At 60.5% G+C, this 21,445-nt stretch carries 14 protein-coding genes and 1 pseudogene; 5 read left to right on the forward strand and 10 right to left on the reverse strand.

What is annotated here, in order from left to right; all coding sequences use genetic code 11:
• Positions 1-62 precede the first annotated feature (62 nt).
• On the forward strand, positions 63-6,308 hold the full coding sequence (locus tag ACS4RS_RS13455; protein WP_449313686.1) for a M10 family metallopeptidase C-terminal domain-containing protein: 6,246 nt from the start codon (positions 63-65) through the stop codon (positions 6,306-6,308).
• A gap of 89 nt (positions 6,309-6,397) precedes the next feature.
• On the opposite strand, the gene ade is transcribed toward ACS4RS_RS13455, so the two are convergent.
• Complete coding sequence (gene ade / locus ACS4RS_RS13460) at positions 6,398-8,095, reverse strand: adenine deaminase (protein WP_439010581.1); 1,698 nt, start codon at positions 8,093-8,095, stop codon at positions 6,398-6,400.
• A gap of 119 nt (positions 8,096-8,214) precedes the next feature.
• Positions 8,215-9,318, reverse strand: a complete 1,104-nt coding sequence (locus ACS4RS_RS13465; protein WP_439010580.1) for an ABC transporter substrate-binding protein — start codon at positions 9,316-9,318, stop codon at positions 8,215-8,217.
• Between the two features lie 464 nt (positions 9,319-9,782).
• Between ACS4RS_RS13465 and ACS4RS_RS13470 the strand changes: the two genes are divergently transcribed.
• The gene (locus tag ACS4RS_RS13470; RefSeq protein ID WP_439010579.1) at positions 9,783-10,697 is read left to right on the forward strand and encodes an HD domain-containing phosphohydrolase; all 915 of its coding nucleotides are present in this window, start codon (positions 9,783-9,785) and stop codon (positions 10,695-10,697) included.
• Between the two features lie 72 nt (positions 10,698-10,769).
• On the opposite strand, the gene ACS4RS_RS13475 is transcribed toward ACS4RS_RS13470, so the two are convergent.
• The 6 genes from ACS4RS_RS13475 to ACS4RS_RS13500 all read right to left on the reverse strand — a co-directional run bounded on the left by ACS4RS_RS13475 (position 10,770) and on the right by ACS4RS_RS13500 (position 16,539).
• Positions 10,770-12,095, reverse strand: coding sequence for an aspartate aminotransferase family protein (locus ACS4RS_RS13475; RefSeq protein WP_439010578.1), 1,326 nt, complete (start codon positions 12,093-12,095; stop codon positions 10,770-10,772).
• 303 nt (positions 12,096-12,398) lie between these two features.
• The gene (locus ACS4RS_RS13480) at positions 12,399-12,716 is read right to left on the reverse strand and encodes a metalloregulator ArsR/SmtB family transcription factor (protein ID WP_439010577.1); all 318 of its coding nucleotides are present in this window, start codon (positions 12,714-12,716) and stop codon (positions 12,399-12,401) included.
• A 116-nt stretch (positions 12,717-12,832) separates the two neighbouring features.
• A complete protein-coding gene (locus ACS4RS_RS13485; protein ID WP_449313687.1) occupies positions 12,833-13,582 on the reverse strand; it encodes a HugZ family pyridoxamine 5'-phosphate oxidase in 750 nt (249 codons plus the stop codon).
• 31 nt (positions 13,583-13,613) lie between these two features.
• A complete protein-coding gene (gene choV / locus ACS4RS_RS13490) occupies positions 13,614-14,666 on the reverse strand; it encodes a choline ABC transporter ATP-binding protein (RefSeq protein WP_439010576.1) in 1,053 nt (350 codons plus the stop codon).
• Entirely contained in the window at positions 14,663-15,508 is an 846-nt protein-coding gene (gene choW / locus ACS4RS_RS13495; protein ID WP_439010575.1) for a choline ABC transporter permease subunit, read from the reverse strand. The genes choV and choW overlap by 4 nt, the downstream gene beginning before the upstream one ends.
• A 74-nt stretch (positions 15,509-15,582) precedes the next feature.
• The gene (locus ACS4RS_RS13500; protein WP_439010574.1) at positions 15,583-16,539 is read right to left on the reverse strand and encodes a choline ABC transporter substrate-binding protein; all 957 of its coding nucleotides are present in this window, start codon (positions 16,537-16,539) and stop codon (positions 15,583-15,585) included.
• Between the two features lie 234 nt (positions 16,540-16,773).
• Here ACS4RS_RS13500 and ACS4RS_RS13505 point away from each other — a divergent pair, with 234 nt between their 5' ends.
• The 3 genes from ACS4RS_RS13505 to ACS4RS_RS13515 all read left to right on the forward strand — a co-directional run bounded on the left by ACS4RS_RS13505 (position 16,774) and on the right by ACS4RS_RS13515 (position 19,955).
• Positions 16,774-17,493, forward strand: a complete 720-nt coding sequence (locus ACS4RS_RS13505; protein ID WP_449313688.1) for a thymidine kinase — start codon at positions 16,774-16,776, stop codon at positions 17,491-17,493.
• 18 nt (positions 17,494-17,511) lie between these two features.
• On the forward strand, positions 17,512-18,585 hold the full coding sequence (locus tag ACS4RS_RS13510) for a hypothetical protein (protein ID WP_449313689.1): 1,074 nt from the start codon (positions 17,512-17,514) through the stop codon (positions 18,583-18,585).
• A 239-nt stretch (positions 18,586-18,824) separates the two neighbouring features.
• Positions 18,825-19,955, forward strand: a complete 1,131-nt coding sequence (locus ACS4RS_RS13515) for a DUF2333 family protein (protein WP_449313690.1) — start codon at positions 18,825-18,827, stop codon at positions 19,953-19,955.
• A 12-nt stretch (positions 19,956-19,967) separates the two neighbouring features.
• Here the strand turns inward: ACS4RS_RS13515 and ACS4RS_RS13520 are convergent.
• Together ACS4RS_RS13520 and ACS4RS_RS13525 are read right to left on the reverse strand one after the other, a co-directional pair.
• Positions 19,968-20,428, reverse strand: a pseudogene (locus ACS4RS_RS13520) (PAS domain-containing protein).
• A gap of 43 nt (positions 20,429-20,471) precedes the next feature.
• Positions 20,472-21,197: a LuxR C-terminal-related transcriptional regulator gene (locus ACS4RS_RS13525; RefSeq protein WP_439010571.1), complete on the reverse strand. Its 726-nt coding sequence runs from the start codon at positions 21,195-21,197 to the stop codon at positions 20,472-20,474.
• Between the last annotated feature and the right edge of the window lie 248 nt (positions 21,198-21,445).

The following is a 21,445-nucleotide window of genomic DNA, read 5'->3' on the forward strand; positions in this document are numbered from 1 at the left end:
TTATAGAGCAGAGGGAAGCTGCCATTAAGCGCGGCCGAATAGAATAGGTAAACGGGGATTTTATGACGGACCTTATTACTCCGACGAAGAGCGTCACCTCGACTGGCGATCAGAAGGTAGACGGGCTCTTCAGCGGCACTGCTTGGGACGGAACGATAACCTATGCGTTTCCCACCACCTCGGCATCGTATGACTATGGCTACGAAAAATACTATTCTTTCTCTCCAATTTCGTCGCAGCAGCAGTCTCTGGCCTTGTTCTTTATGGAGCAGTCCTATGGAAATACGGCAAATGACGGCTTCTCCGTCGAGGGGTTCACGAACGCCAACTTCGAGGCCGGCAGCGCGGGTACCGCAACGGTGCGCTTCGCTCAATCATCTCTGCCTGACACGGCATGGGCCTACACGCCAGATGTCGACGAGGCGGCCGGCGATGTCTGGTTCGGGACGGGATATGCTGGCACCGAAGATGATTATCGCTACCCGAGGTTCGGCAACTATGCGGGCCAGACGTTGGCGCACGAGCTGGGTCACGCTCTCGGACTGAAACATGCTCAAGAAGGGCGTTATCCCAATATGACGGTCGTCCCGAGCGCCTACGACTCGCTCGAATATACGATCATGACCTATCGCACCTATATCGGAGACGATGGGAGTGGGTACACGTATGAGCATGATGGTGCGCCACAAACCTTCATGATGCTCGACATCGCCGCCCTGCAGGAAATGTATGGTGCGGACTATACGACGAACAGTGGCAATACCGTCTACAAATGGAATCCCAACCAGGGCATTACCTACGTCAATGGGGTGGCAGCCATCACGCCCGCTGCCAACAGGATCTTCGCGACAATCTGGGACGGCGGCGGTATCGATACCTATGATCTGAGTGCTTATACAACCGGCCTCAAGATCGACTTGCGAGCAGGAGGGTATTCGGTCTTTTCCCAAGGCCAGTTGGCCGACCTGGGAGGAGGTCCGAATAATGGTTATGCCCGCGGCAACATTTTCAACGCCCTTCTTTATCACGACAATGTTGCATCGTTGATTGAGAACGTTCAGGCCGGCTCCGGCAACGATACGATTATAGGCAACGAGGCGGACAATACGCTCTGGGGTAATGCCGGAAATGATTCCCTTACCGGCGGTACCGGCAATGACACATTGATCGGCGGAGTAGGCAACGACACCTATACTGTCGATGATCTGGCCGACGTGGTCACCGAAGGGCTGAATCAAGGGACCGATCTGATCAGGACGGCGCTTTCTTCCTATGCCTTGACCAATATTGCCAATGTCGAAAACCTGACCTTCATCGGTACCGGCGATTTCAGCGGGACTGGAAACAGCCTCGCCAACACGATCACCGGCGGCGCCGGCAATGACACGCTTGACGGCGCCGCCGGCAATGACACGCTGATCGGCGGTGCTGGCAACGACATCTATGTGGTCGGCGACAGCTTCGATTTTGTGATCGAGAGTGCGAATAAGGGGACGGACACGGTCCAGACAGCGCTTTCAAGCTATACGCTCAGCAACAATGTCGAGATTCTGACCTATACGGGATCCGCCAGCTTCACCGGTACCGGCAATGCGCTTGCCAACACGATCACCGGCGGCGTCGGCAATGACACGTTAGATGGCGGGGCTGGCGCCGACGCCTTGACCGGTGGGGTGGGCGACGACACCTATATCGTCGACAATGCCGGCGACAGCGTCGCCGAGAACACCGGCGCGGGTACCGATACTGTTCGCACAACACTGGCAAGCTATAGGCTTGGCGGCAATGTCGAGAACCTCACTTACATCGGCACGGGAACTTTTACCGGGACAGGCAATAGCCTTGCGAACACGATCAAGGGCGGGGCAGGTGCCGACACCCTGGACGGACAGGCAGGAGCCGACATACTGATCGGCGGAGCGGGCAACGACACCTATATTGTCGATGTTTCCGACGTGGTCACCGAAGGGCTGAATGAAGGAACCGATCTGATCAGGACGGGGCTGTCTTCCTATGCCTTGACCAATATTGCCAATGTCGAGAACCTGACCTTCATCGGCACCGGCAATTTTGCTGGGACTGGAAACGGCCTCGCCAACACGATCACGGGCGGTGCCGGCAATGACACGCTTGACGGCGGCGCCGGCAACGACACGCTGAATGGGGGTGCTGGCAACGACATCTATCTGGTCGACAGTGCGGGCGACGTGATCAATGAGGCGGTCAGCGCCGGTACCGACGAAATCCGCACGGCGCTTGCAGCGTACTCGATGGCCGCATTGGCAAATGTCGAGAAGCTAACCTACACCGGGTCCGCCAACTTCACCGGCACCGGCAATGTGCTGGCCAACACGATCACAGGCGGCGCCTTCAACGACACGCTGGATGGCGGGGCCGGCGCCGACAGCTTGATCGGTGGGTTGGGCGACGACATTTACGTCGTCGACAATGCCGGCGACAGCGTCACCGAGAACAGCGGCACGGGGACCGACACGGTTCGCACGACACTGGCGAACTATACGCTTGGCAGCAATGTCGAAAACCTCACCTATACCGGCACGGTAGCCTTTACCGGGACCGGCAATAGCCTTGCCAATACGATCAAGGGCGGAGCAGGTGCCGATGCCCTGGACGGAAGCGCCGGAGCCGACGTGCTGATCGGCGCAGCCGGCAACGACACCTACATTGTCGATAATGTTGGCGACGTGGTCACCGAAGGGCTGAATGAAGGAACCGATCTGATCAGAACGGCGCTTTCAAGCTACACGCTCGGCAACAATGTCGAGAACCTGCTCTATACGGGCTCTTCCGGCTTCACCGGCACCGGCAATGCGCTCTCCAACACGATCACCGGCGGCGCCGGCAACGACACGCTTGACGGCGGCGCCGGCAACGACACGCTGAATGGGGGTGCTGGCGACGACACATTGATCGGCGGGGCCGGTTCCGACACGATGTTGGGTGGGATTGGTGACGACACCTATGTGGTCGATATTGCGACCGATCTGGTGATCGAGAATGTGAACGAAGGGGCGGACACGGTCCAGACGGCGCTTTCAAGCTATACGCTCGGCAACAACGTCGAGAACCTGACCTATACGGGATCCGCCAACTTTGCCGGCACCGGCAATGCGCTGGCCAACACGATCACCGGCGGCGCCTTCAACGACACGCTGAATGGCGGGGCAGGTGCGGACAGCTTGATCGGCGGAGCGGGCAACGACACCTATATCGTCGACAATGCCGGCGACATCGTCACCGAAGCTGCCGATGAGGGAACCGACACGGTTCGCACGACACTGGCAAGCTATACGCTTGGCAGCGATGTCGAGAACCTCGCCTATATCGGCACGGCGGCCTTTGTCGGAACAGGCAATGATCTCGACAACACGATCACCGGTGGCGCTGCCACCGATACGCTTTCCGGCGGTGCCGGCAATGATACGCTGAATGGCGGGGCCGGGGCCGATCGTTTGATCGGTGGTACGGGCAACGACACCTATATCGTCGACCATGCGGGCGACCTCGTCACTGAGGCCGCCAATGAGGGGATCGACACGGTTCGAACGAACCTGAGTGCCTACACATTGGGGGCCAATGTTGAGAACCTCACCTACATCGGAACGGTAGCCTTTGTCGGGACAGGAAATCTGCTCGACAACGTCCTCCTGGGTGGTGTTGCTGCTGACAAGCTCATGGGGGCTGCGGGCAACGACACTTTGATCGGTGGTGGTGGCTCCGACACGATGTTGGGTGGGATTGGTGACGACATCTATGTGGTCGATATTGCGACCGATCTGGTGATCGAGAATGTGAACGAAGGGACGGACACGGTCCAGACGGCGCTTTCAAGCTATACGCTCGGTAACAACGTCGAGAACCTGACCTATACGGGATCCGCCGGCTTCACCGGCACCGGCAATGCGCTGGCCAACACGATCACCGGCGGCGCCGGCAACGACACGCTGAACGGCGGGGCAGGTGCGGACAGCTTGATCGGCGGAGCGGGCAACGACACCTATATCGTCGACAGTGCCGGCGACATCATCACCGAAGCCGCCGATAAGGGAACCGACACGGTTCGCACCAACCTGGCGAGCTATACGCTTGCCGACAATGTCGAGAACCTGAGCTTTGCCGGCACAGGGGCTTTCGCCGGGACCGGCAACGCGCTCGATAATGTGATCACGGGTGGCGCCGCCATTGATGCGCTTTCCGGCGGCGACGGTAATGACACGCTTGATGGCGGGGTTGGCGCCGACAGCTTGATCGGCGGGTTGGGCGACGACACCTATTTCGTCGACAATGTCGGTGACATCGTCACCGAAGCCGCCGATGAGGGGATCGACACGGTTCGCACGACATTGGCGAACTATACGCTTGGCAGCGATGTCGAGAACCTCACCTATACCGGCACGGTAGCGTTTGTCGGGACCGGCAATAGCCTTGCCAACACGATCAAGGGCGGGGCAGGTGCCGACACCCTGGACGGAAAGGCAGGAGCCGACATACTGATCGGTGGAGTGGGCAACGACACCTATATTGTCGATGATGTTGGCGACGTGGTCACCGAAGCCGCCAATCAAGGCAGCGATCTGATCAAGACGGCGCTTTCAAGCTATACGCTCGACAACAATGTCGAGAACCTGCTCTATACGGGCTCTTCCGGCTTCACCGGCACCGGCAATGCGCTCTCCAACACGATCACCGGCGGCGCCGGCAACGACACGCTTGACGGCGGCGCCGGCAACGACACGCTGAATGGGGGTGCCGGCGACGACATCTATGTGGTCGACAGTGCGAGCGACGTGATCAAGGAGGCGGTCAGCGCCGGCACCGACGAAATCCGCACGGCGCTTGCAGCCTACTCGATCGCCGCATTGGTCAACGTCGAGAACCTGACCTATACGGGATCCGCCAACTTTGCCGGCACCGGCAATGCGCTGGCCAACACGATCACCGGCGGCGCCTTCAACGACACGCTGAATGGCGGGGCAGGTGCGGACAGCTTGATCGGCGGAGCGGGCAACGACACCTATATCGTCGACAATGCCGGCGACATCGTCACCGAAGCCGCCGATGAGGGAACCGACACGGTTCGCACGACACTGGCAAGCTATACGCTTGGCAGCGATGTCGAGAACCTCGCCTATATCGGCACGGCGGCCTTTGTCGGAACAGGCAATGATCTCGACAACACGATCACCGGTGGCGCTGCCACCGATACGCTTTCCGGCGGTGCCGGCAATGATACGCTGAATGGCGGGGCCGGGGCCGATCGTTTGATCGGTGGTACGGGCAACGACACCTATATCGTCGACCATGCGGGCGACCTCGTCACTGAGGCCGCCAATGAGGGGATCGACACGGTTCGAACGAACCTGAGTGCCTACACATTGGGGGCCAATGTTGAGAACCTCACCTACATCGGAACGGTAGCCTTTGTCGGGACAGGAAATCTGCTCGACAACGTCCTCCTGGGTGGTGTTGCTGCTGACAAGCTCATGGGGGCTGCGGGCAACGACACTTTGATCGGTGGTGGTGGCTCCGACACGATGTTGGGTGGGATTGGTGACGACATCTATGTGGTCGATATTGCGACCGATCTGGTGATCGAGAATGTGAACGAAGGGACGGACACGGTCCAGACGGCGCTTTCAAGCTATACGCTCGGTAACAACGTCGAGAACCTGACCTATACGGGATCCGCCGGCTTCACCGGCACCGGCAATGCGCTGGCCAACACGATCACCGGCGGCGCCGGCAACGACACGCTGAACGGCGGGGCCGGTGCGGACAGCTTGATCGGCGGGGCGGGCAACGACACCTATATCGTCGACAATGCCGGCGACATCGTCACCGAAGCCGCCGATGCAGGGACCGACACGGTTCGCACGAACCTGGCGAGCTATACGCTTGCCGACAATGTCGAGAACCTGAGCTTTGCCGGCACAGGGGCTTTCGCCGGGACCGGTAACGCGCTCGATAATGTGATCGTCGGCGGTAGCGGTCCGAACACGCTAACGGGTGGCGCAGGCGATGACATACTCGTCGGTGGAGCAGCGGCTGACTTCTTCGTCTATTCGCCCAACTGGGGTCACGATACAATCACAAACTTCGTGGCTACCGGTATGGTGCACGACACGATCAAGATCGATATCACCGTTTTTGCTGATTGGGCGGCACTTCTTGCCGCTTCAAACGACTCCGGCAGTGACACGACTATCACAGCGGATGCTGATAACACCATCACGCTGAAGAACGTGGCCGTGTCGAGTCTGCAGTCCTCAGATTTCCAGTTTGCGTGATCGCTCGATGCCAAAGCGGCCGACCCCGATGGGCCGGTCGTCACGATATCGCAAGATAGGCGCTGGCGGGGAATTTTCCGAGGATCTGATCAGCGGATCAGCGCGAACTTGTCCACATCGACCATACCGCGGTCGGATATCTTCAGGTGCGGGATGACCGGCAGCGGCAGGAAGGCGAGCTGGAGGAAGGGTTCTTCCAGTGTGGCGCCGAGCGCGAAGGCGGCCTTGCGCAGTTGGTGCAGGGTGTCGCGGACTGTCTCGTAAGGCTCAAGGCTCATCAGGCCGGCGATGGGCAGGGCGATTTCGCCCGTGACCTTGCCGCCCTCCACGACGACGAAGCCGCCCTTGATTTCACCAAGGCGGTTTGCGGCGCGCGCCATGTCGTCTTCGTCGACGCCGACGACGCAGATATTGTGGCTGTCATGGCCGACGGTGGAGGCGATCGCGCCCCTCTTCAGGCCGAAGCCCTGGACGAAGCCGTTGGCGTGATTGCCGTTCTTGCCATGGCGCTCGATGACGGCGACCTTGATGATGTCGTTGGCAAGATCGACCGATGTCTCGTTGCCCCTGACGGGCAGGCGGTAGCGGCGATGCTCAGTGATGATCTTGCCCGGCATGACGCCGATAACCGGCGTTTCGCCTTCGGCGACCGGCACGCCGAAATGGGCGGCGTTGACCGGCCTGGCCTTGACGCTGTCGAGGCCGATCGGTGCAACCGGTCTGCGTGAGGAAAAGAGCGCATCGGTGACGCGGCGGCCGGCGGAGAAGACCATTTCGGCGCGACAACCTTCCAGGCTGTCGAGAACCACCAGATCAGCGCGCCAGCCCGGCGCGACCAGGCCGCGGTCCCTGAGGCCGAAGGCTCGGGCGGCCGAAATCGAGGCGGCGCGGTAGATCGCCAGGGGCTCGACGCCGTTTGAAACCGCCGTTCGGATCATGTGATCGAGATGGCCCTGTTCGGCGATGTCGAGCGGGTTGCGGTCGTCGGTGCAGAGCGCGAGGTATGGTGAAAGCCGCTCAGTGATGATGGGGATCAGCGCGGCGAGATCCTTCGACACCGAGCCCTCGCGCACCAGGATATGCATGCCCTTGCGGATCTTTTCCAACGCCTCGGTGGCGGTCGTGCATTCGTGTTCGGTGCGGATGCCGGCTGCGAGGTAGCCGTTGAGGTCGTTGCCGGAAAGAAGCGGTGCATGACCATCGATATGACCGCCCTGGAAGGCGTCGAGCTTGGCCATGCAGATGGGATCCTTGTGGATCACGCCGGGGAAATTCATGAATTCGGCGAGGCCGATGACCTTCGGATGGTGACGGAAGGGCAGGAGGCGCCCGATCGGCAGATCGGCGCCGGAGGTTTCGAGATGTGTCGCCGGCACGCAGGAGGACAGCTGGACGCGGATGTCCATGATCGTCTCGAGCGCGGATTGGAGAAAGAATTCGATGCCGGCGGCGCCGAGCACATTGGCGATCTCGTGCGGATCGCAGATCGCCGTGGTGACGCCATAGGGCAGAACGCAGCGGTCGAATTCATGCGGCGTGACGAGCGAGGATTCGATGTGCAGATGCGTGTCGATGAAACCGGGAACGACTGTTTTTCCCGATATGTCGATCTCGGTTTCGCCCTGATAACTGCCTGAGGTGCCGACGATGCGATCGGCGCCGATAGCGATATCGGAGTGGACGAGTTCGCCGGTGACGAGGTCGAAGAAACGGCCGCCCTTCAGCACGATATCGGCCGGCACGCGGCCCACACCCTGGTCGATGAGGCGTTCGAGTTTGCTGGTCATGGCCTTGCTCACATTGCAACCGATTCTGAAACTTATAGCCGATCTGCCGCCACAAGCGAGTGGTGCAAAACGAAACCAGGCGCCACAAGGGCGCCCGGTCGATTGCGATCAGCCATAGTTTACTCGGCGGCGACGATCTTGCCGGCTTCCCATTTGTAGAGCGAGAAGCTCTGCGAGGTCAGGTCGCCGGTTTCGCCATAGGTGACCTTGCCGATAGCAGTCGGGATCTCCTTGCCGTCTTTCAGCGCGGTCGCGACGGCTTCCGCATCCTCGGCGCTGCCGGCCTTCTCGATGCCGGCTTTCAGCACTTCGACGGCGGCATAGGCGTTGAGCGTGAAGGCCTCGGCGGGGATGTTCTTGGCAGCGAGCGCATTGGCGGCAGCCTTGGAATCCGGGTTCTTGGTGGCGTCGGAGGCATTGGTGAACAACGTGCCTGCGGCCGCATCCGTGCCGATCGCCCAGAATTCGGTATTTGAGAGGCCGTCGCCGCCGATGATCGTCGCGTTGGCGGCGAGGTCATGCAGCTGCCGGGCAAGCAGGCCGCCTTCCGGGTGATAGCCGCCGAAATAGACCAAGTCTGCCTTTTCGGATTTGATGCGGGTAGTGAGCGCGCTGAAATCCTTGTCGCCGGGCGTGATCGCGTCATTGACGACTTCGGTCATGCCACCGGCGTTCAGCGTCGCCTTGAAGGCGTCGGCAAGGCCTTTGCCATAGGCGCCCTTGTCGTTGACGATGGCGATGCGCTTGTCCTTGAAATTCTTCAGAACGTATTTGGCGGCGACTTCGGCCTGCTGGTCGTCGCGGCCGCAGGTGCGCAACACGTTGGCGAGGCCGCGCTTGGTGAGGTCGGGGGCCGTTGCGGTCGGGGTGACCATCAGCACGCCGTTTTCAGCCAGAACGTCCGAAACCGGAATGGCGACGCCCGATGTCACCGGCCCCACGACGAAGCGAATGCCGTCTCCGACGACCTTGTTGGCGGCGGAAACGCCCTGCTTCGGTTCGCCGGCATCGTCGGCCAGTTCGAGGACGACCTTCTCACCGAGAATACCGCCGTTCTTGTTGATCTCGTCGACGGCGGTCTGAGCGCCGTTCTTCACCTGGTCGCCATAGGCGGCGACGGGGCCGGTCAGCGGCGCAATCAGGCCGATGGTGATATCGGCATGGGCAAGGGGCGCGAAGGCAAGCGACGCGACGAGTGTCGCCGTCAATGTCTTGAGGGTCATTGTCTATCTCCTTGGGTGGGGTCCTTCGACCCGCGATGAGGTGCCGCGCCGGTTTTTCCGATCATTCCACGGCCCTTTGGGCCGTGCCAAGGACGATCGACAAAGGCGCGATCAGTGAACCTGCCGGCCATATTTGACTCGGGAAGGCTCACGACGAGATTTCTAGGAATTCTGACGGGATTGCGCAAGTTCATAACAAAATGGAAGGGAAATCGGATCGATCAGGCCGGAAACCCGTTCGAAGGCGGTCACTTTTTCTGCTTTTTTTGATTTCTCATAGGCGAAGTTGCAATGGGCAGGGTCTCCGCCCAGAGTGAAACCACCTCGTAGGGTTGTCTTTATCTTTCCCATTAACCGTTAGTTTGGCCGATGGCAGTAGTATCCCGGGATACCCAAAATACCGCAGTATTGAAAAAGAGACCCATACAGATAATTAGATAGACACATCGGGAAACAGAGACTGGATGCTCAAGCGTATCGACGCCAGCCAGGTGCGTATCGGAATGTTTGTGGAGGCCGTCGAGGGCCTGTGGCAGGATGCGCTATTGTCCAAGCGCAGATTCTCCCTGCGGCGCGAGGTCGATGCCGCAAAAATTCGCAAATGCGGCACTGCCAGCGTCGTCATCAACACCAGCAAGGGGCTCGATACCAACGGCCTGCCGGGCCGTGACATCGAGATCGATATCCAGGCCGCGCGCGAGACCGTCCAGAAATCCATGCAGGTGCTGGGCGAGGCTTTCGTCAGGCTGCGCAATGGCGATGCGATCAGCGTCGCACATGTCGCGCCGGTAATTTCATCCGTCTCCAAGTCGATGGAGGAAAATCCCTCGGTCTTTCTGAGCGTCACGCGTTTGAAATCAAGGGACGAAGTGACCTTCCTCCATTCCATTTCGGTGAGCGCGCTGATGATCCTGTTCAGCCGCCATCTTGGACTCGACGAGCACACGGTCCAAATGCTCGGCACCGCGGGGTTGCTGCATGATGTCGGCAAGCTTGAAATTCCGCTTGAGGTGCTCAACAAGGCGGGGCCTCTGGAAAAGGATGAGATCAGCCTGATCCGCGGCCATCCGGAGAAGGGACACGCTTTCCTGTCGCGGCAGGAGGGGATGTCGGAGATCGTTCTCGATGTCTGCCTCAATCACCACGAGCGCATCGACGGCAAAGGTTATCCGCGCAGGCTTTCGGGCAGAGAGTTGAGCCTCCACGCGCGAATTGCCACGATCTGCGACGTCTATGACGCCATCATCTCGGTACGGTCATACAAGGCGGCGTGGAGCGCGAGCGACGCACTGAAATGGATGTTCGGCAATGGAGGGCACTTCGACCGCCGGCTCCTGAAAAAATTCGCTCTCTGCCTTTCCGTCGCCTCCGTGACCTGAGGTCGATCCATCGCGGGGGCGAAAGGCCTGCGTGGGCTTGCACCCGCCGCAGGCCATGACGGGAAAGCTTTCTCAGATGTTGTTCTGAAGGATGGTGCGCAGCTTGCCGAAAAGTTCGTCGATGTGGTGCTTCTCGATGATCAGCGGCGGGGAGAGCGCGATGATATCGCCGGTGGTGCGGATCAGCAGGCCGCCTTCATAGGCTTTCAGGAAGGCGGTGAAGGCGCGTTTGGTCGGTTCGCCGGCAATCGGATCGAGCTCGATCGCGCCGATCAGGCCGGTGTTCCTGATGTCGATGACGTTGGGGCAGTCCTTGAGCGAATGCAGCGCGTCGGCCCAGTAATCGGAAAGCTCGGCGGCGCGCGTCAGCAGCCCTTCTTCCTTATAGGTATCGAGCGTGGCGAGGGCGGCGGCGGAAGCGATCGGATTGCCGGAATAAGTGTAGCCATGGAAGAACTCGATCATATGCTCCGGGCCGTTCATGAAGGCATCATGGATCTCGGAGGTGACGAAGACGGCGCCCATCGGAATGACGCCATTGGTCAGGCCCTTGGCGGCGGTGATCATGTCAGGCTTGACGTCGTAATATTGCGCGGCGAAGGGGGCGCCGAGGCGGCCGAAACCGGTGATGACTTCGTCAAAGATCAGAAGAATGCCATGCTTGGTGCAGATCTCGCGCAGCTTCTGCAGGTAGCCCTTCGGCGGGATCAAGACGCCGGTGGACCCGGCTACCGGCTCGACGATGACGGCGGCGACCGTGGAGGCGTCATGCAGGGTGACGATGCGCTCGAGCTCGGTGGCGATGTCGCCGCCATGCTCGGGCTCGCCGCGGGTGAAGTTGTTCTTGCCGGGCTGGTGGGTGTGCGGCATGTGATCGACGCCGGTCAGCAGTGTGCCGAACATCTTGCGGTTGGTGACGATGCCGCCGACGGAGATGCCGCCGAAATTGACACCGTGATAGCCGCGCTCGCGGCCGATCAGGCGGAAGCGTGAACCATTGCCCTTCACACGGTGATAGGCGAGCGCCACCTTGAGCGCCGTCTCGACGGATTCGGATCCGGAATTGGTGTAGAGAACTTGGTTCAGGCCTTCCGGCGCAATGTCGACCAGGCGGTTCGCCAGTTCGAAGGCCTTGGGGTGGCCGAGCTGAAAGGCCGGGGCATAATCGAGTTCGCCGGCCTGCTCGCGGATCGCCTCGGTGATCTTCGGGCGGCAGTGGCCGGCATTGACGCACCAGAGGCCGGCCGTGCCGTCCAGCACCTGGCGGCCGTCGTGGGTCGTATAATACATGTCCTTGGCGCCGACGAACATACGCGGCTCCTTCTTGAACTGGCGATTTGCCGTGAACGGCATCCAGAAGGCGCGAAGATCGTTCGGTGCGTTGAGGCGATTGGACATGCTGTTCTCCTGGCCGCTGACGGCCCTTTCCCGGGGCTTCACGCCCATATTTTGACTGCCCGGTCAAATTATCAGGGCTTCTTCAAGCGTCAACGGTAAAACGCCCGAGAGCCACTCGGGACAGGAAGGCTTGAGTTTCGAGGCATCCCGGGATCGGCAGGTGCAGCAAAAAAGGGCACGACCGGCAAATCGCAAGATTTACCGGTCGTGCCATAAGGTTCAGGTGCTGAAATATCGTTGCCGCGCCTCCGGGAACATCCCCTTGCGGCATGGCATCGGCCGACATTCATGTCAGCGCTATCATCAAGCGGCGGATCTGTTTCTGTTCGTCACCAGGTAGATGTCTTCGAGCGTTGCCAGGATCTTCATGACCGGCTCGGAGGTGCTGGAATAGTAAATGGTCTGTGCGTCACGGCGGGTCTTCACCAACTTCTGTGCGCGCAGTTTCGACAGGTGCTGGGAGAGTGCCGACTGGCTGAGGCCGACCTGCGTTGCAAGCACGCCGACGGGCACTTCGCCCTTCACCAGGCTACACAGGATCAGCAATCTCTTGGGATTTGCCATTGCCGACAATAAAGCTGCCGCCACATTGGTGTGATCGGCCAAATCAGTGGTTTCCATATTGTTATCTTCCTAATGCGAAACGTACATCATGCGTGTTGGCACAGGCCGTCAGTCGGATTTTGACCGACGCCCAAAAACTAGCAATTGGGGTCGAAGATTGTATATACCTAAATTTAAGGTATCGAGTATGCTATTTTAGATATGTTTGAACAAATGTGATCGGCATCCCCAACGAGGGTTTCGAATTCATATCGCAGTAGAAAATCGCCGGAAATCATATCGAAACCTGAGGGATCGATACCACAAATGCGCCAGGATGCCGATTCCGGTGCCTTTAGCCTGGCAGCGAGGGCCTCGGCCACATCGGGGTGGCGTTCTACTAAATCTCGCACTGTTTCTGCCGCGCCGGCGGCAATCTCCTCGTTGACGGCCGACTGGATGATGAGGTCGTTTCCATCAAGCTGATAGGCGCGGCCAAAGCCGCCATTAAGGCTGGCCTGCTGCGGTTTAAGCCGGAAGAAGAGGAAATCGGGAAAGTCGATATAAAGCTTTGCCTTGGTGTGGCGAGCGAGAAAACGCGTGCGGATACGCTCGTGGAAGGCGTTACCGTGCTCGACGGGTTCCGCCAGACATTGGGTCGTCAGGCGAGGGTGGGCGAGCGGATCGCCCTTGCCGGGCTCGCCGGTGAGCAGTGAGGCGCGCGCGTCCCTGGCGAGTGCTTTGGTATGGGCCGAAAGCTTCGAAACGAGAATGACGGGGGTGCCGTCTATATCGGTGGCGACGAGCACGCGGCTGGCGAAGGGAAAGCCGGTCTCGGGATCGAGAACGGCAATCGCCGCGTGCCGTGCGGAGCGCAGAAGCACGCGGGCGAGTTTGCGGGCGTCGTCGTCGGTTTCGCGTATGGGCGATGGCTGATCTTTCATATCCGCTTTGTGACAAAGCGGATTGAAAACATCAAGCGTCCTGCTTGCGGCGATGGCGGGTGAGGCCGGCGACGATATCCTGGGCCGAGATGGTGCCGACGATGGTGCCGTTCTCGACAATGCCGATACTGCCCGGCTGGCGTGCAAGGGCATCGAGGATATCGACGAGCGGGGTCGCGGCGCGGGCCGTGGCGCTGACACTCATACCGGCGGCAGTCTGACCGAGGCCGGACTGCATCACGTCGGCTGCCGTCAGCATGCTGATCGGATTGAGATGCTGCACGAAATCGGCGACATACTGGTCGGCGGGGTTCTTGACGATGTCATGCGGCGTTCCGCACTGGATGATGCGGCCGCCCTCCATGATGGCAATGCGGTTGCCGATGCGGAAGGCCTCGTCGAGATCGTGGCTGACGAAGAGGATGGTCTTCTTCAGCCGCCGCTGGAACTCCAGAAGTTCGTCCTGCAGGCGGGTGCGGATCAACGGATCGAGCGCCGAGAACGGTTCGTCCATCAGCAGGATCGGGGCGCCGGTGGCAAAGGCACGGGCAAGTCCAACACGCTGCTGCATGCCGCCCGAGAGTTCGTTGACCTTGCGGTCGGCCCATTTCGCCAGGTTGACGAGTTCGAGCTGCTCGCCGACGCGCTGTTTGCGTTCGGCCTCCGGCATGCCGGCGAGTTCGAGGCCGAAGCCGACATTCTCGGCGACCGTGCGCCAGGGCAGAAGAGCGAATTGCTGGAACACCATGGAGACGGTGTGGGTGCGCAGCTCCCGCAGGGTCTTGGCATTGCATTTGTAGGGGTTGACGGAGCCGGTGGCGGTGGAGACCGCGACATCGCCGCGCACCACTGGGGCGAGCCCGTTGACGGCGCGCAGCAGCGTCGACTTGCCAGAGCCGGAAAGGCCCATCAGCACCAGGATCTCGCCTTCCTCGATCGTCAGCGAGGCATTGGCGACGCCGAGCACCAGGCCGGTGGCGGCACCGATTTCGTCACGTGTTTTGCCCTGATCGGCCATGGCAAGCGCTGTTTCCGGCCGGTCGCCGAAGATGATGCTGACATCCTTGAAGTTTACCGCGGTCATGCTCCGTCTCCTTCACCTGCCGCGCGGAACATGCGGTCGAGAATAATCGCCAGGATGACAATGCAGAGACCGGCTTCGAAGCCTTTCGCAACATTGACGGTGTTCAGCGCCCGCACGACAGGCACGCCGAGACCATCGGCGCCGACGAGGGCGGCGATGACCACCATCGACAAGGACAGCATGATGGTCTGGGTGAGGCCCGCCATGATCTGCGGCGCGGCGAAGGGAAGCTCGACCTTGCGCAGCACCTGCATCGGCCGCGCGCCGAAGGCTACGGCGGCTTCCACAAGCGAAGGCGGCGTCGAGATGATGCCGAGGCGCGTCAGCCGGATAGGGGCCGGGATCGCGAAGATGACCGTGGCGATCAGCCCCGGCACCATGCCGAGGCCGAACAGGATGAGCGCCGGAATGAGATAGACGAATGTCGGAATGGTCTGCATGAGATCGAGCGCCGGGCGCATGGCGGCATAGATCCAGGCGCGGCGGGCCGCTGCAATCCCGAGCGGAATGCCGATCACCATGCTGACGAAAGTGGAGGCCAGCACAAGAGCGAGCGTCTCCGTCGTTTCCTTCCAGTAGCCCTGGTTCATGATCAGCAACAGACCAAGACAGGTGAAGAGGGTCACGGCAATCGATCGGCGCAGCCAGAAAGCGATGGCGGCGATGGCGGCGATGACGATCAGCGGGTGAGGCTTCTGCAGCACGAAAAGCAGCCCGTCGATAACGTGCGACAGAACGGAGGCGAGCTGGTCGAAGAACCATGCGCCGTTCGAAGTGAGCCAGTCCACAAAGGATTTTGCCCAGGGGCCGATGGGAATCTTAAAGTCGGTGATCCAATTCAAGAGCGCGCGCCTATCCAGAAAAAATCAACAATGGACAAAATGAAGCGGGGCGGCGAGCCGCCCCGTTCATAGCATCAAAGGCCGAGACCGGTCTTGGCGGCCGCCAGCGCGTCGCCCTTGCCGTCGCGGGTCTTGACCCCTGCGAGCCAGGGCTCGAGCGCAGAAGGGTTCGCCTTCAGCCATTCGGAAGCGGCGGCTTCCGGCTCCTTGCCGTCATCGAGGATCTTGCCCATGATCTGGTTCTCCATGTCGAGAGAGAACGTCAGGTTCTTCAGCATCGTGCCGACATTCGGGCATTCGTCGAGATAGCCGGCGCGGACATTGGTATAGACCTTGGCGCCGCCGAAGTCTGGACCGAAGACGTCGTCACCGCCGGTGAGGTAGGTCAGCTTGAAGTTGGTGTTCATCGGATGGGGCTCCCAGCCGAGGAAGACGACGGGCTTGCCGGCTTTCTCGGCACGGGCGACCTGAGCGAGCATGCCCTGTTCCGAGGATTCGACGACTTCCATCTCCTTCATGCCGAAGGTGTTCTTTTCGATCAGGTCCATGACCAGGCGGTTGCCGTCATTGCCAGGCTCAATGCCATAGATCTTGCCGTCGAGATCGTCCTTGTGGGCGGCGATGTCCTTGAAGTCCTTGATGCCGAGTTCGGCGCCCTTGGCGTTGGTGGCGAGTGTGTACTTGGCGCCGACGAGGTTGGGGCCGAAGGATTCGACCGACTTGTCATCGAGATAAGGGCGGACGTCCTTTTCCTGCGTCGGCATCCAGTTGCCGAGGAAGATGTCGATGTCCTTGTTCTTCAGCGAGGTGTAGGTGACCGGCACCGAGAGAACCTTCACGTCGGTCTGATAGCCGATGCTCTTCAGGACGACGGATGCGGTGGCGGTGGTGGCGGTAATATCAGTCCAGCCGACATCCGAGAAGTGCACGGTGGAGCAGCTGTCGGGATCGGCGGCGAAGGCGACGGTCGCAACCGAGAGGGCGGCGACGGCAGTTGCAGTAACGAGTTTGAACGTGCTTGTTGTTTTCATTTTAGACTCCCAGTCTTTAAGTTCCCAAGCCAACCACCAATAGCCGAGTTTGACAAGCGACCTCAGTGCGTTTGCGTCGTATCGACCCATGCGATTGCGACGTCGGCGGATTTTTCGCGGCACCTTGTTTTCGGGCCGCCGGGCGATTTGCGGGCTGGGATTCCTGTGATTATCGCCCCAGGGGGCTTTTCTTTGCCATTGTGAGCTTCAATAAACCGATCAAGGAGAGATCGGATGGCAAAACTCTATTTCAACTACTCGACGATGAACGCCGGCAAATCGACGATGCTGCTGCAAGCCTCCTACAATTACCAGGAGCGCGGCATGCGCACGGTGCAGCTGATCGCCGCTTTCGACGAGCGAACCGGTCGGGGCGTCATCGGCTCGCGGATCGGGCTGGAGGCCAGCGCCATCCCCTTCGAGCCGCATGAGGATCTGTTCCGGCTGATTGCGACGCTGAGCGGAGAAGGCGCGCCGATTGCCTGCATCTTCGTCGACGAGGCGCATTTCATGACGCCTGTCCATGTCTGGCAGCTTGCCCGCGTCGTCGACAGGCTCGGCATTCCTGTGATGGTCTACGGGCTGAGAACCGATTTCCAGGGCAAATTGTTTCCGGCCTCGCAGGAACTCTTGGCGATCGCCGACGAAATGCGCGAGGTGCGGACGATCTGCCATTGCGGGCGCAAGGCGACGATGGTGGTGCGGCTCGACGCGGAGGGGAACGTGCTGCACGAAGGCGCGCAGATCGATGTCGGCGGCAATGAGAAATATGTCTCGCTCTGCCGCAGGCATTGGGACGAAGCGATGAACGGGGCGGATCGCCGAGCCGGTCTGAAGACGCGGCTGCCGCCTGTTTCTTCGGTGCCGCAAGCGACCTGCCTTCCATTTTACACAATTGCGGGCGGAAAACCGCTTCACACTTTTCGGCATCATGCTCTAGCTTGGGCGATATGAGATTCCCTGGAGAGGCCTGTGCGCAAACCTCCGCCATTCCAAAGCCAATACGAAGCTGCCGGCAGCCTTGCCGAGAGGGTTGCGGCCGACGGCGCCTATTGCGTTGGCGCGATCAGCGCGTTCAGCGGCGATGAAGCACGGTCGGCCGACGAGGTTTTCCTCGAGCAGAATGCTCGGTTCCAGGCCCATATCAACGATGCTGAAGCACTCGACGCGCTGCAGGCCGAGCTGGTCTTTTCCCTCGACCGGCTGACGGCCGAGGTTTCCGCCGATCTCGACAGCTTCCGGGGGCTGACGCTGCGGGAGAAGATGGCCGGCTGGACGTCGCGCCAGCGGATGTGGCGCATGTATACCAAACGCGTGCGCGAGGCTCCGGTTATCGAACGGCTGCTCGAGCTTCTGACGAAATCGGATGCGCTCGCCAGGCTGATCGCCGGCCAGCGCGCTTCGATCATCGAACGGCACAGGGCCGCCGAACGCAGTCTCGTCGACATCGTCGAGCAACGGCGCCGGCTGGTCGATTCCATCGATATCGCCCGCCTCAAGATGAAGGAGCTCAACGCCAAGGCGCTGACGACGCAGGGCCGTATCGGCGTCTATGGCAACAGGGCGCATTGGGAGCAGATGGAGGCGGAGCGGCGGGCGCTGAAGGCGGAGGCCGAGCAGATTTCCGCCGGGGAGCATGAGATGCGCGACGACAGCCAGCGGCGCGAGCGTTTCATCGGCCTGTTCCAGACCTTTGTCGATCCGCTGAACGGCCGGATCGCCGCCTGCAACGTGCTGCTACGCAAGCTGATGATCGACGTCGAGGAGCGGCTGATCATCTACCAGGCGCAGGTCGATACCGACAGGCCGGGCATGAAGATGCGGATCAAACCGGAACTCTTTCCCGATATCGCCGCGCCGATCGAACTGTTCGAGAAGGGCATGCTGGTCGCCCAGGATCTGGAGCGGCGCAAGAGCCGCGCCGATCTGGAATTCGCCGGCAGGTTTCCGGCCTATGCCGAACCGCTGCCGGAGACATCGGGAGTGCCTCTGATCGACACGGCGCGCAGGCGCCTCCGTTTCAGCCTGCCTTTCCTGCGTTCCTGAGCCGTAGGCCCCGGTTTGCGCCCCGTTCGGGAATGCCTTCAATCCGAAAAATCGAAGGGCTCGTGTTGTGCTCGGCCCGTCGAGCGCATATGTGGGTGTGGCAATGTCCCACTGCATAATTCCTTAAATCGGAATCGATTTAAGGAATTATGCAGTAATTGAAAGTGTTACAGCGTCCTTAGCGCGTCTGAAAAGACGCGCGGCGCTGTGGTGTTCGCCTCGCCTGACAGGAGACGACGATGCTTGACCGGATAGCCGGTTTTTTCAGGCTGATCGGCCAGACGATCGGTCGCTGGGCCCGCCTGTTTTCCGCCTGGGCCTTCTGGCCCTTTCTTGCCGCGCATGGCTGGTATCAGCGCCGGAGCTGGATGGTCCGGCTCCCGGTTACCGCGTTCGTGGCGCTCTTCGTCGTGCTCTACGGCTATTTCTTCTGGCAGACGCAGGTCTGGTCGAATTTCAATACCGCCTTTGTCGATCAATACCGGCTTTCCGAACGCAAGGTTGCCGCCGGGCAGGAAGTACCGATCGCGGAGGGAAGCAACAGTTCAGCCGCCAAGACCTGCCAGCGTTCGGCCATCGTCGATGTCACGGCCGACCTGACCGACTTCAACGTCAACCAGAACGCATGGATCTCCTCGATGCTGCTCTATAAAATGGGCTTTTTCGGCATCGACTGGGATCACACGCCTTTCCTCGATAACAAGGCGTCGTTCCAGCGCGGCATCAATCAGGCGGTCCGCCGGACGTCGGCGGAGCTTGTCGATACGCTCGGACGGGTGCGCGGCACGTCGGGCATCAACAACGATCTGCAGCGCGCGCGGGGTAACCTGCAGTTCGACGAATACAGCTGGTATTTCGGGCTCAATCCCTTCGGGCCGAAGACACCGACGCCCTCTTATTACCGCTCGGCGATCGACAGCCTGCGCAAATTCAACACCGATCTTTCCGCCTGCAGCGTCATTTTCGACGGCCGCGCCGACAACCTCATGCAGTTCATCGACCGCATCGCCAACGATCTCGGCGGCACCTCCGACATGCTCGCCGAGCGCTCGGAAAATCACAATCGCGGCTGGTTCGATACGCGCGCCGACGACCGGTTCTGGTTTGCCTACGGCCAGCTCTACGCCTACTACGCCATCCTTGCCGCCGCGCAGGCGGATTTCTCGCAGGTGGTGCAGGAGCGCAATCTCGGAGCGGTCTGGGGCGGCACGATGCGGCAATTCCAGGCGGCGCTGCGCATTCAGCCGGCGATCATCTCGAACGGGCGCGAAGACGGCTGGATCATGCCGAGCCATCTCGCCACCATGGGCTTCTATATTCTGAGGGTGCGCTCGAACCTCGTCGAGATTCGCTCGGTGCTCGACCGCTGATATTTCCGGGGGTCAGTGCAGTCTCGTATCGTCCTCGAAGCCGACGGCGCGCAGCCTGTCGACGAACTCACAGGTGACGCCGACGATGTCGCCGCCGGACCGTCCCGGAAGCGACCGACGCTGCGCACCAGCTTGTAACCGCCAAGCCGATTGTCGACGCGGTATACGAAATGGAAACTGACGCCGTGAAGGCTCGCCTCTTCTAAAGTCTGAGCGATCAGGCTGCGGTCGTCCTCGTGGGTGCGCGACATCAGCTCGGTCAGATTGAGGGGGCCGTCGCTGTAGGGGAGGTCGAAAATCGCGTGCACATCCTCGCTTGCAAAGAAATGTCCCGTCTCGATGTCGATCCGCCAGAAGCCGGAAAGGCGATAGGCAGCAAGCATCTGGACGATTTCCGCATCGGTGATACCGATGTGGGTGCGGGATTGCTCAGTCTTGTCGATGACGCGCTGTTCGAAGCGAAGAGACGCGATTCCCCCAGATCACGGGACGACACGCCGGCTCTCTTCCGATCCCTCAGTTGATCAGCTTCAATCGAATTGCCTTAGCTACCAACTGGGTGCGGTTGACGCAATCGAGTTTTTTGATCGCGTTGGTCATGTATGCGTTCACCGTATGATCCGAGAGCGCCAGAATCTGGCCGATTTCGATCGAGGTCTTGCCCTGGGCCGTCCAGCGCACAACTTCCAGTTCTCTGGTCGACAGCGCGTTATGCGCGCATTCCTCATTCCGCTTGACCGCATTATATGCGTCGAGTGCATGCAGAATGATCATTGCCAGCTCGTTGACCTCGCTCTGGCCGAGCGCGGCGCGCTCGCCGCAGAACCAGAAGACCAGGCGCTGGCCATTGGCAGCAATGGTCGGCATGGCAACGCCCGCCGGTATGGCGTGGCGCAGCATCAGGGCGCGCAGTTCGGCGGGGAAGGCCTGACCATTGGCGGCGTCGTTAAGGTGCCAGGTCGGGGGGACGGCGGATTCCCTCAGCCGTAAGCCGAAAGGGCAGCCACGCATCATGTGGGCGCGGTCGAACTCCTTGATATAGGCGGCCGGCAGCGAGCTTTCGATCAGCAGGGGTTTCAACAGGAGGTCTTCCGGGGAGGGCGCGTGCATCAGGGTCGCATGCGACAGTCCGAAGGCGGCGGAGACCCTGCCGAGCGCTTGCGCAAACAGGCTACGCGTTCGCGCGGTGGCAAGCTCTGCAGAAAGCGATGACTGTCTTTCAGAGGTAGTCATATAAGACATCTGTACGCCCCCGGCTGCCCCAATGTTAACGCTATCAAACACAGAAAGCCGGCCCGATGCTAGTCCCAATTGACTTAGCGCAAGCTGATTTACTCGAATTGTGTAAAATTATTGAGGGGCGATCGCGCTTTAGTTGAGTTTTGACTTGCGGATACACCGCTACGGTATCTTTGATCTCCTTCACGCCGCATAGCCACGGGTCTTGTGCAGTGATGCACGGAGAGAATCACTTGGGGGAGTCGGCGGCA

The sequence above is a fragment of the Rhizobium sp. F40D2 genome, from assembly GCF_051810745.2.
Taxonomy (GTDB): Bacteria; Pseudomonadota; Alphaproteobacteria; order Rhizobiales; family Rhizobiaceae; genus Rhizobium.

Excerpts from the sequence above, each read along its gene's own strand:
- ACS4RS_RS13455 (WP_449313686.1), top strand. The coding sequence starts at position 63 with ATGACGGACCTTATTACTCCGACGAAGAGCGTCACCTCGACTGGCGAT.
- ade (WP_439010581.1), bottom strand. The coding sequence starts at position 8,095 with ATGACCAGCAAACTCGAACGCCTCATCGACCAGGGTGTGGGCCGCGTG.
- ACS4RS_RS13465 (WP_439010580.1), bottom strand. The coding sequence starts at position 9,318 with ATGACCCTCAAGACATTGACGGCGACACTCGTCGCGTCGCTTGCCTTC.
- ACS4RS_RS13470 (WP_439010579.1), top strand. The coding sequence starts at position 9,783 with ATGCTCAAGCGTATCGACGCCAGCCAGGTGCGTATCGGAATGTTTGTG.
- ACS4RS_RS13475 (WP_439010578.1), bottom strand. The coding sequence starts at position 12,095 with ATGTCCAATCGCCTCAACGCACCGAACGATCTTCGCGCCTTCTGGATG.
- ACS4RS_RS13480 (WP_439010577.1), bottom strand. The coding sequence starts at position 12,716 with ATGGAAACCACTGATTTGGCCGATCACACCAATGTGGCGGCAGCTTTA.
- ACS4RS_RS13485 (WP_449313687.1), bottom strand. The coding sequence starts at position 13,582 with ATGAAAGATCAGCCATCGCCCATACGCGAAACCGACGACGACGCCCGC.
- choV (WP_439010576.1), bottom strand. The coding sequence starts at position 14,666 with ATGACCGCGGTAAACTTCAAGGATGTCAGCATCATCTTCGGCGACCGG.
- ACS4RS_RS13500 (WP_439010574.1), bottom strand. The coding sequence starts at position 16,539 with ATGAAAACAACAAGCACGTTCAAACTCGTTACTGCAACTGCCGTCGCC.
- ACS4RS_RS13505 (WP_449313688.1), top strand. The coding sequence starts at position 16,774 with ATGGCAAAACTCTATTTCAACTACTCGACGATGAACGCCGGCAAATCG.
- ACS4RS_RS13515 (WP_449313690.1), top strand. The coding sequence starts at position 18,825 with ATGCTTGACCGGATAGCCGGTTTTTTCAGGCTGATCGGCCAGACGATC.
- ACS4RS_RS13525 (WP_439010571.1), bottom strand. The coding sequence starts at position 21,197 with ATGTCTTATATGACTACCTCTGAAAGACAGTCATCGCTTTCTGCAGAG.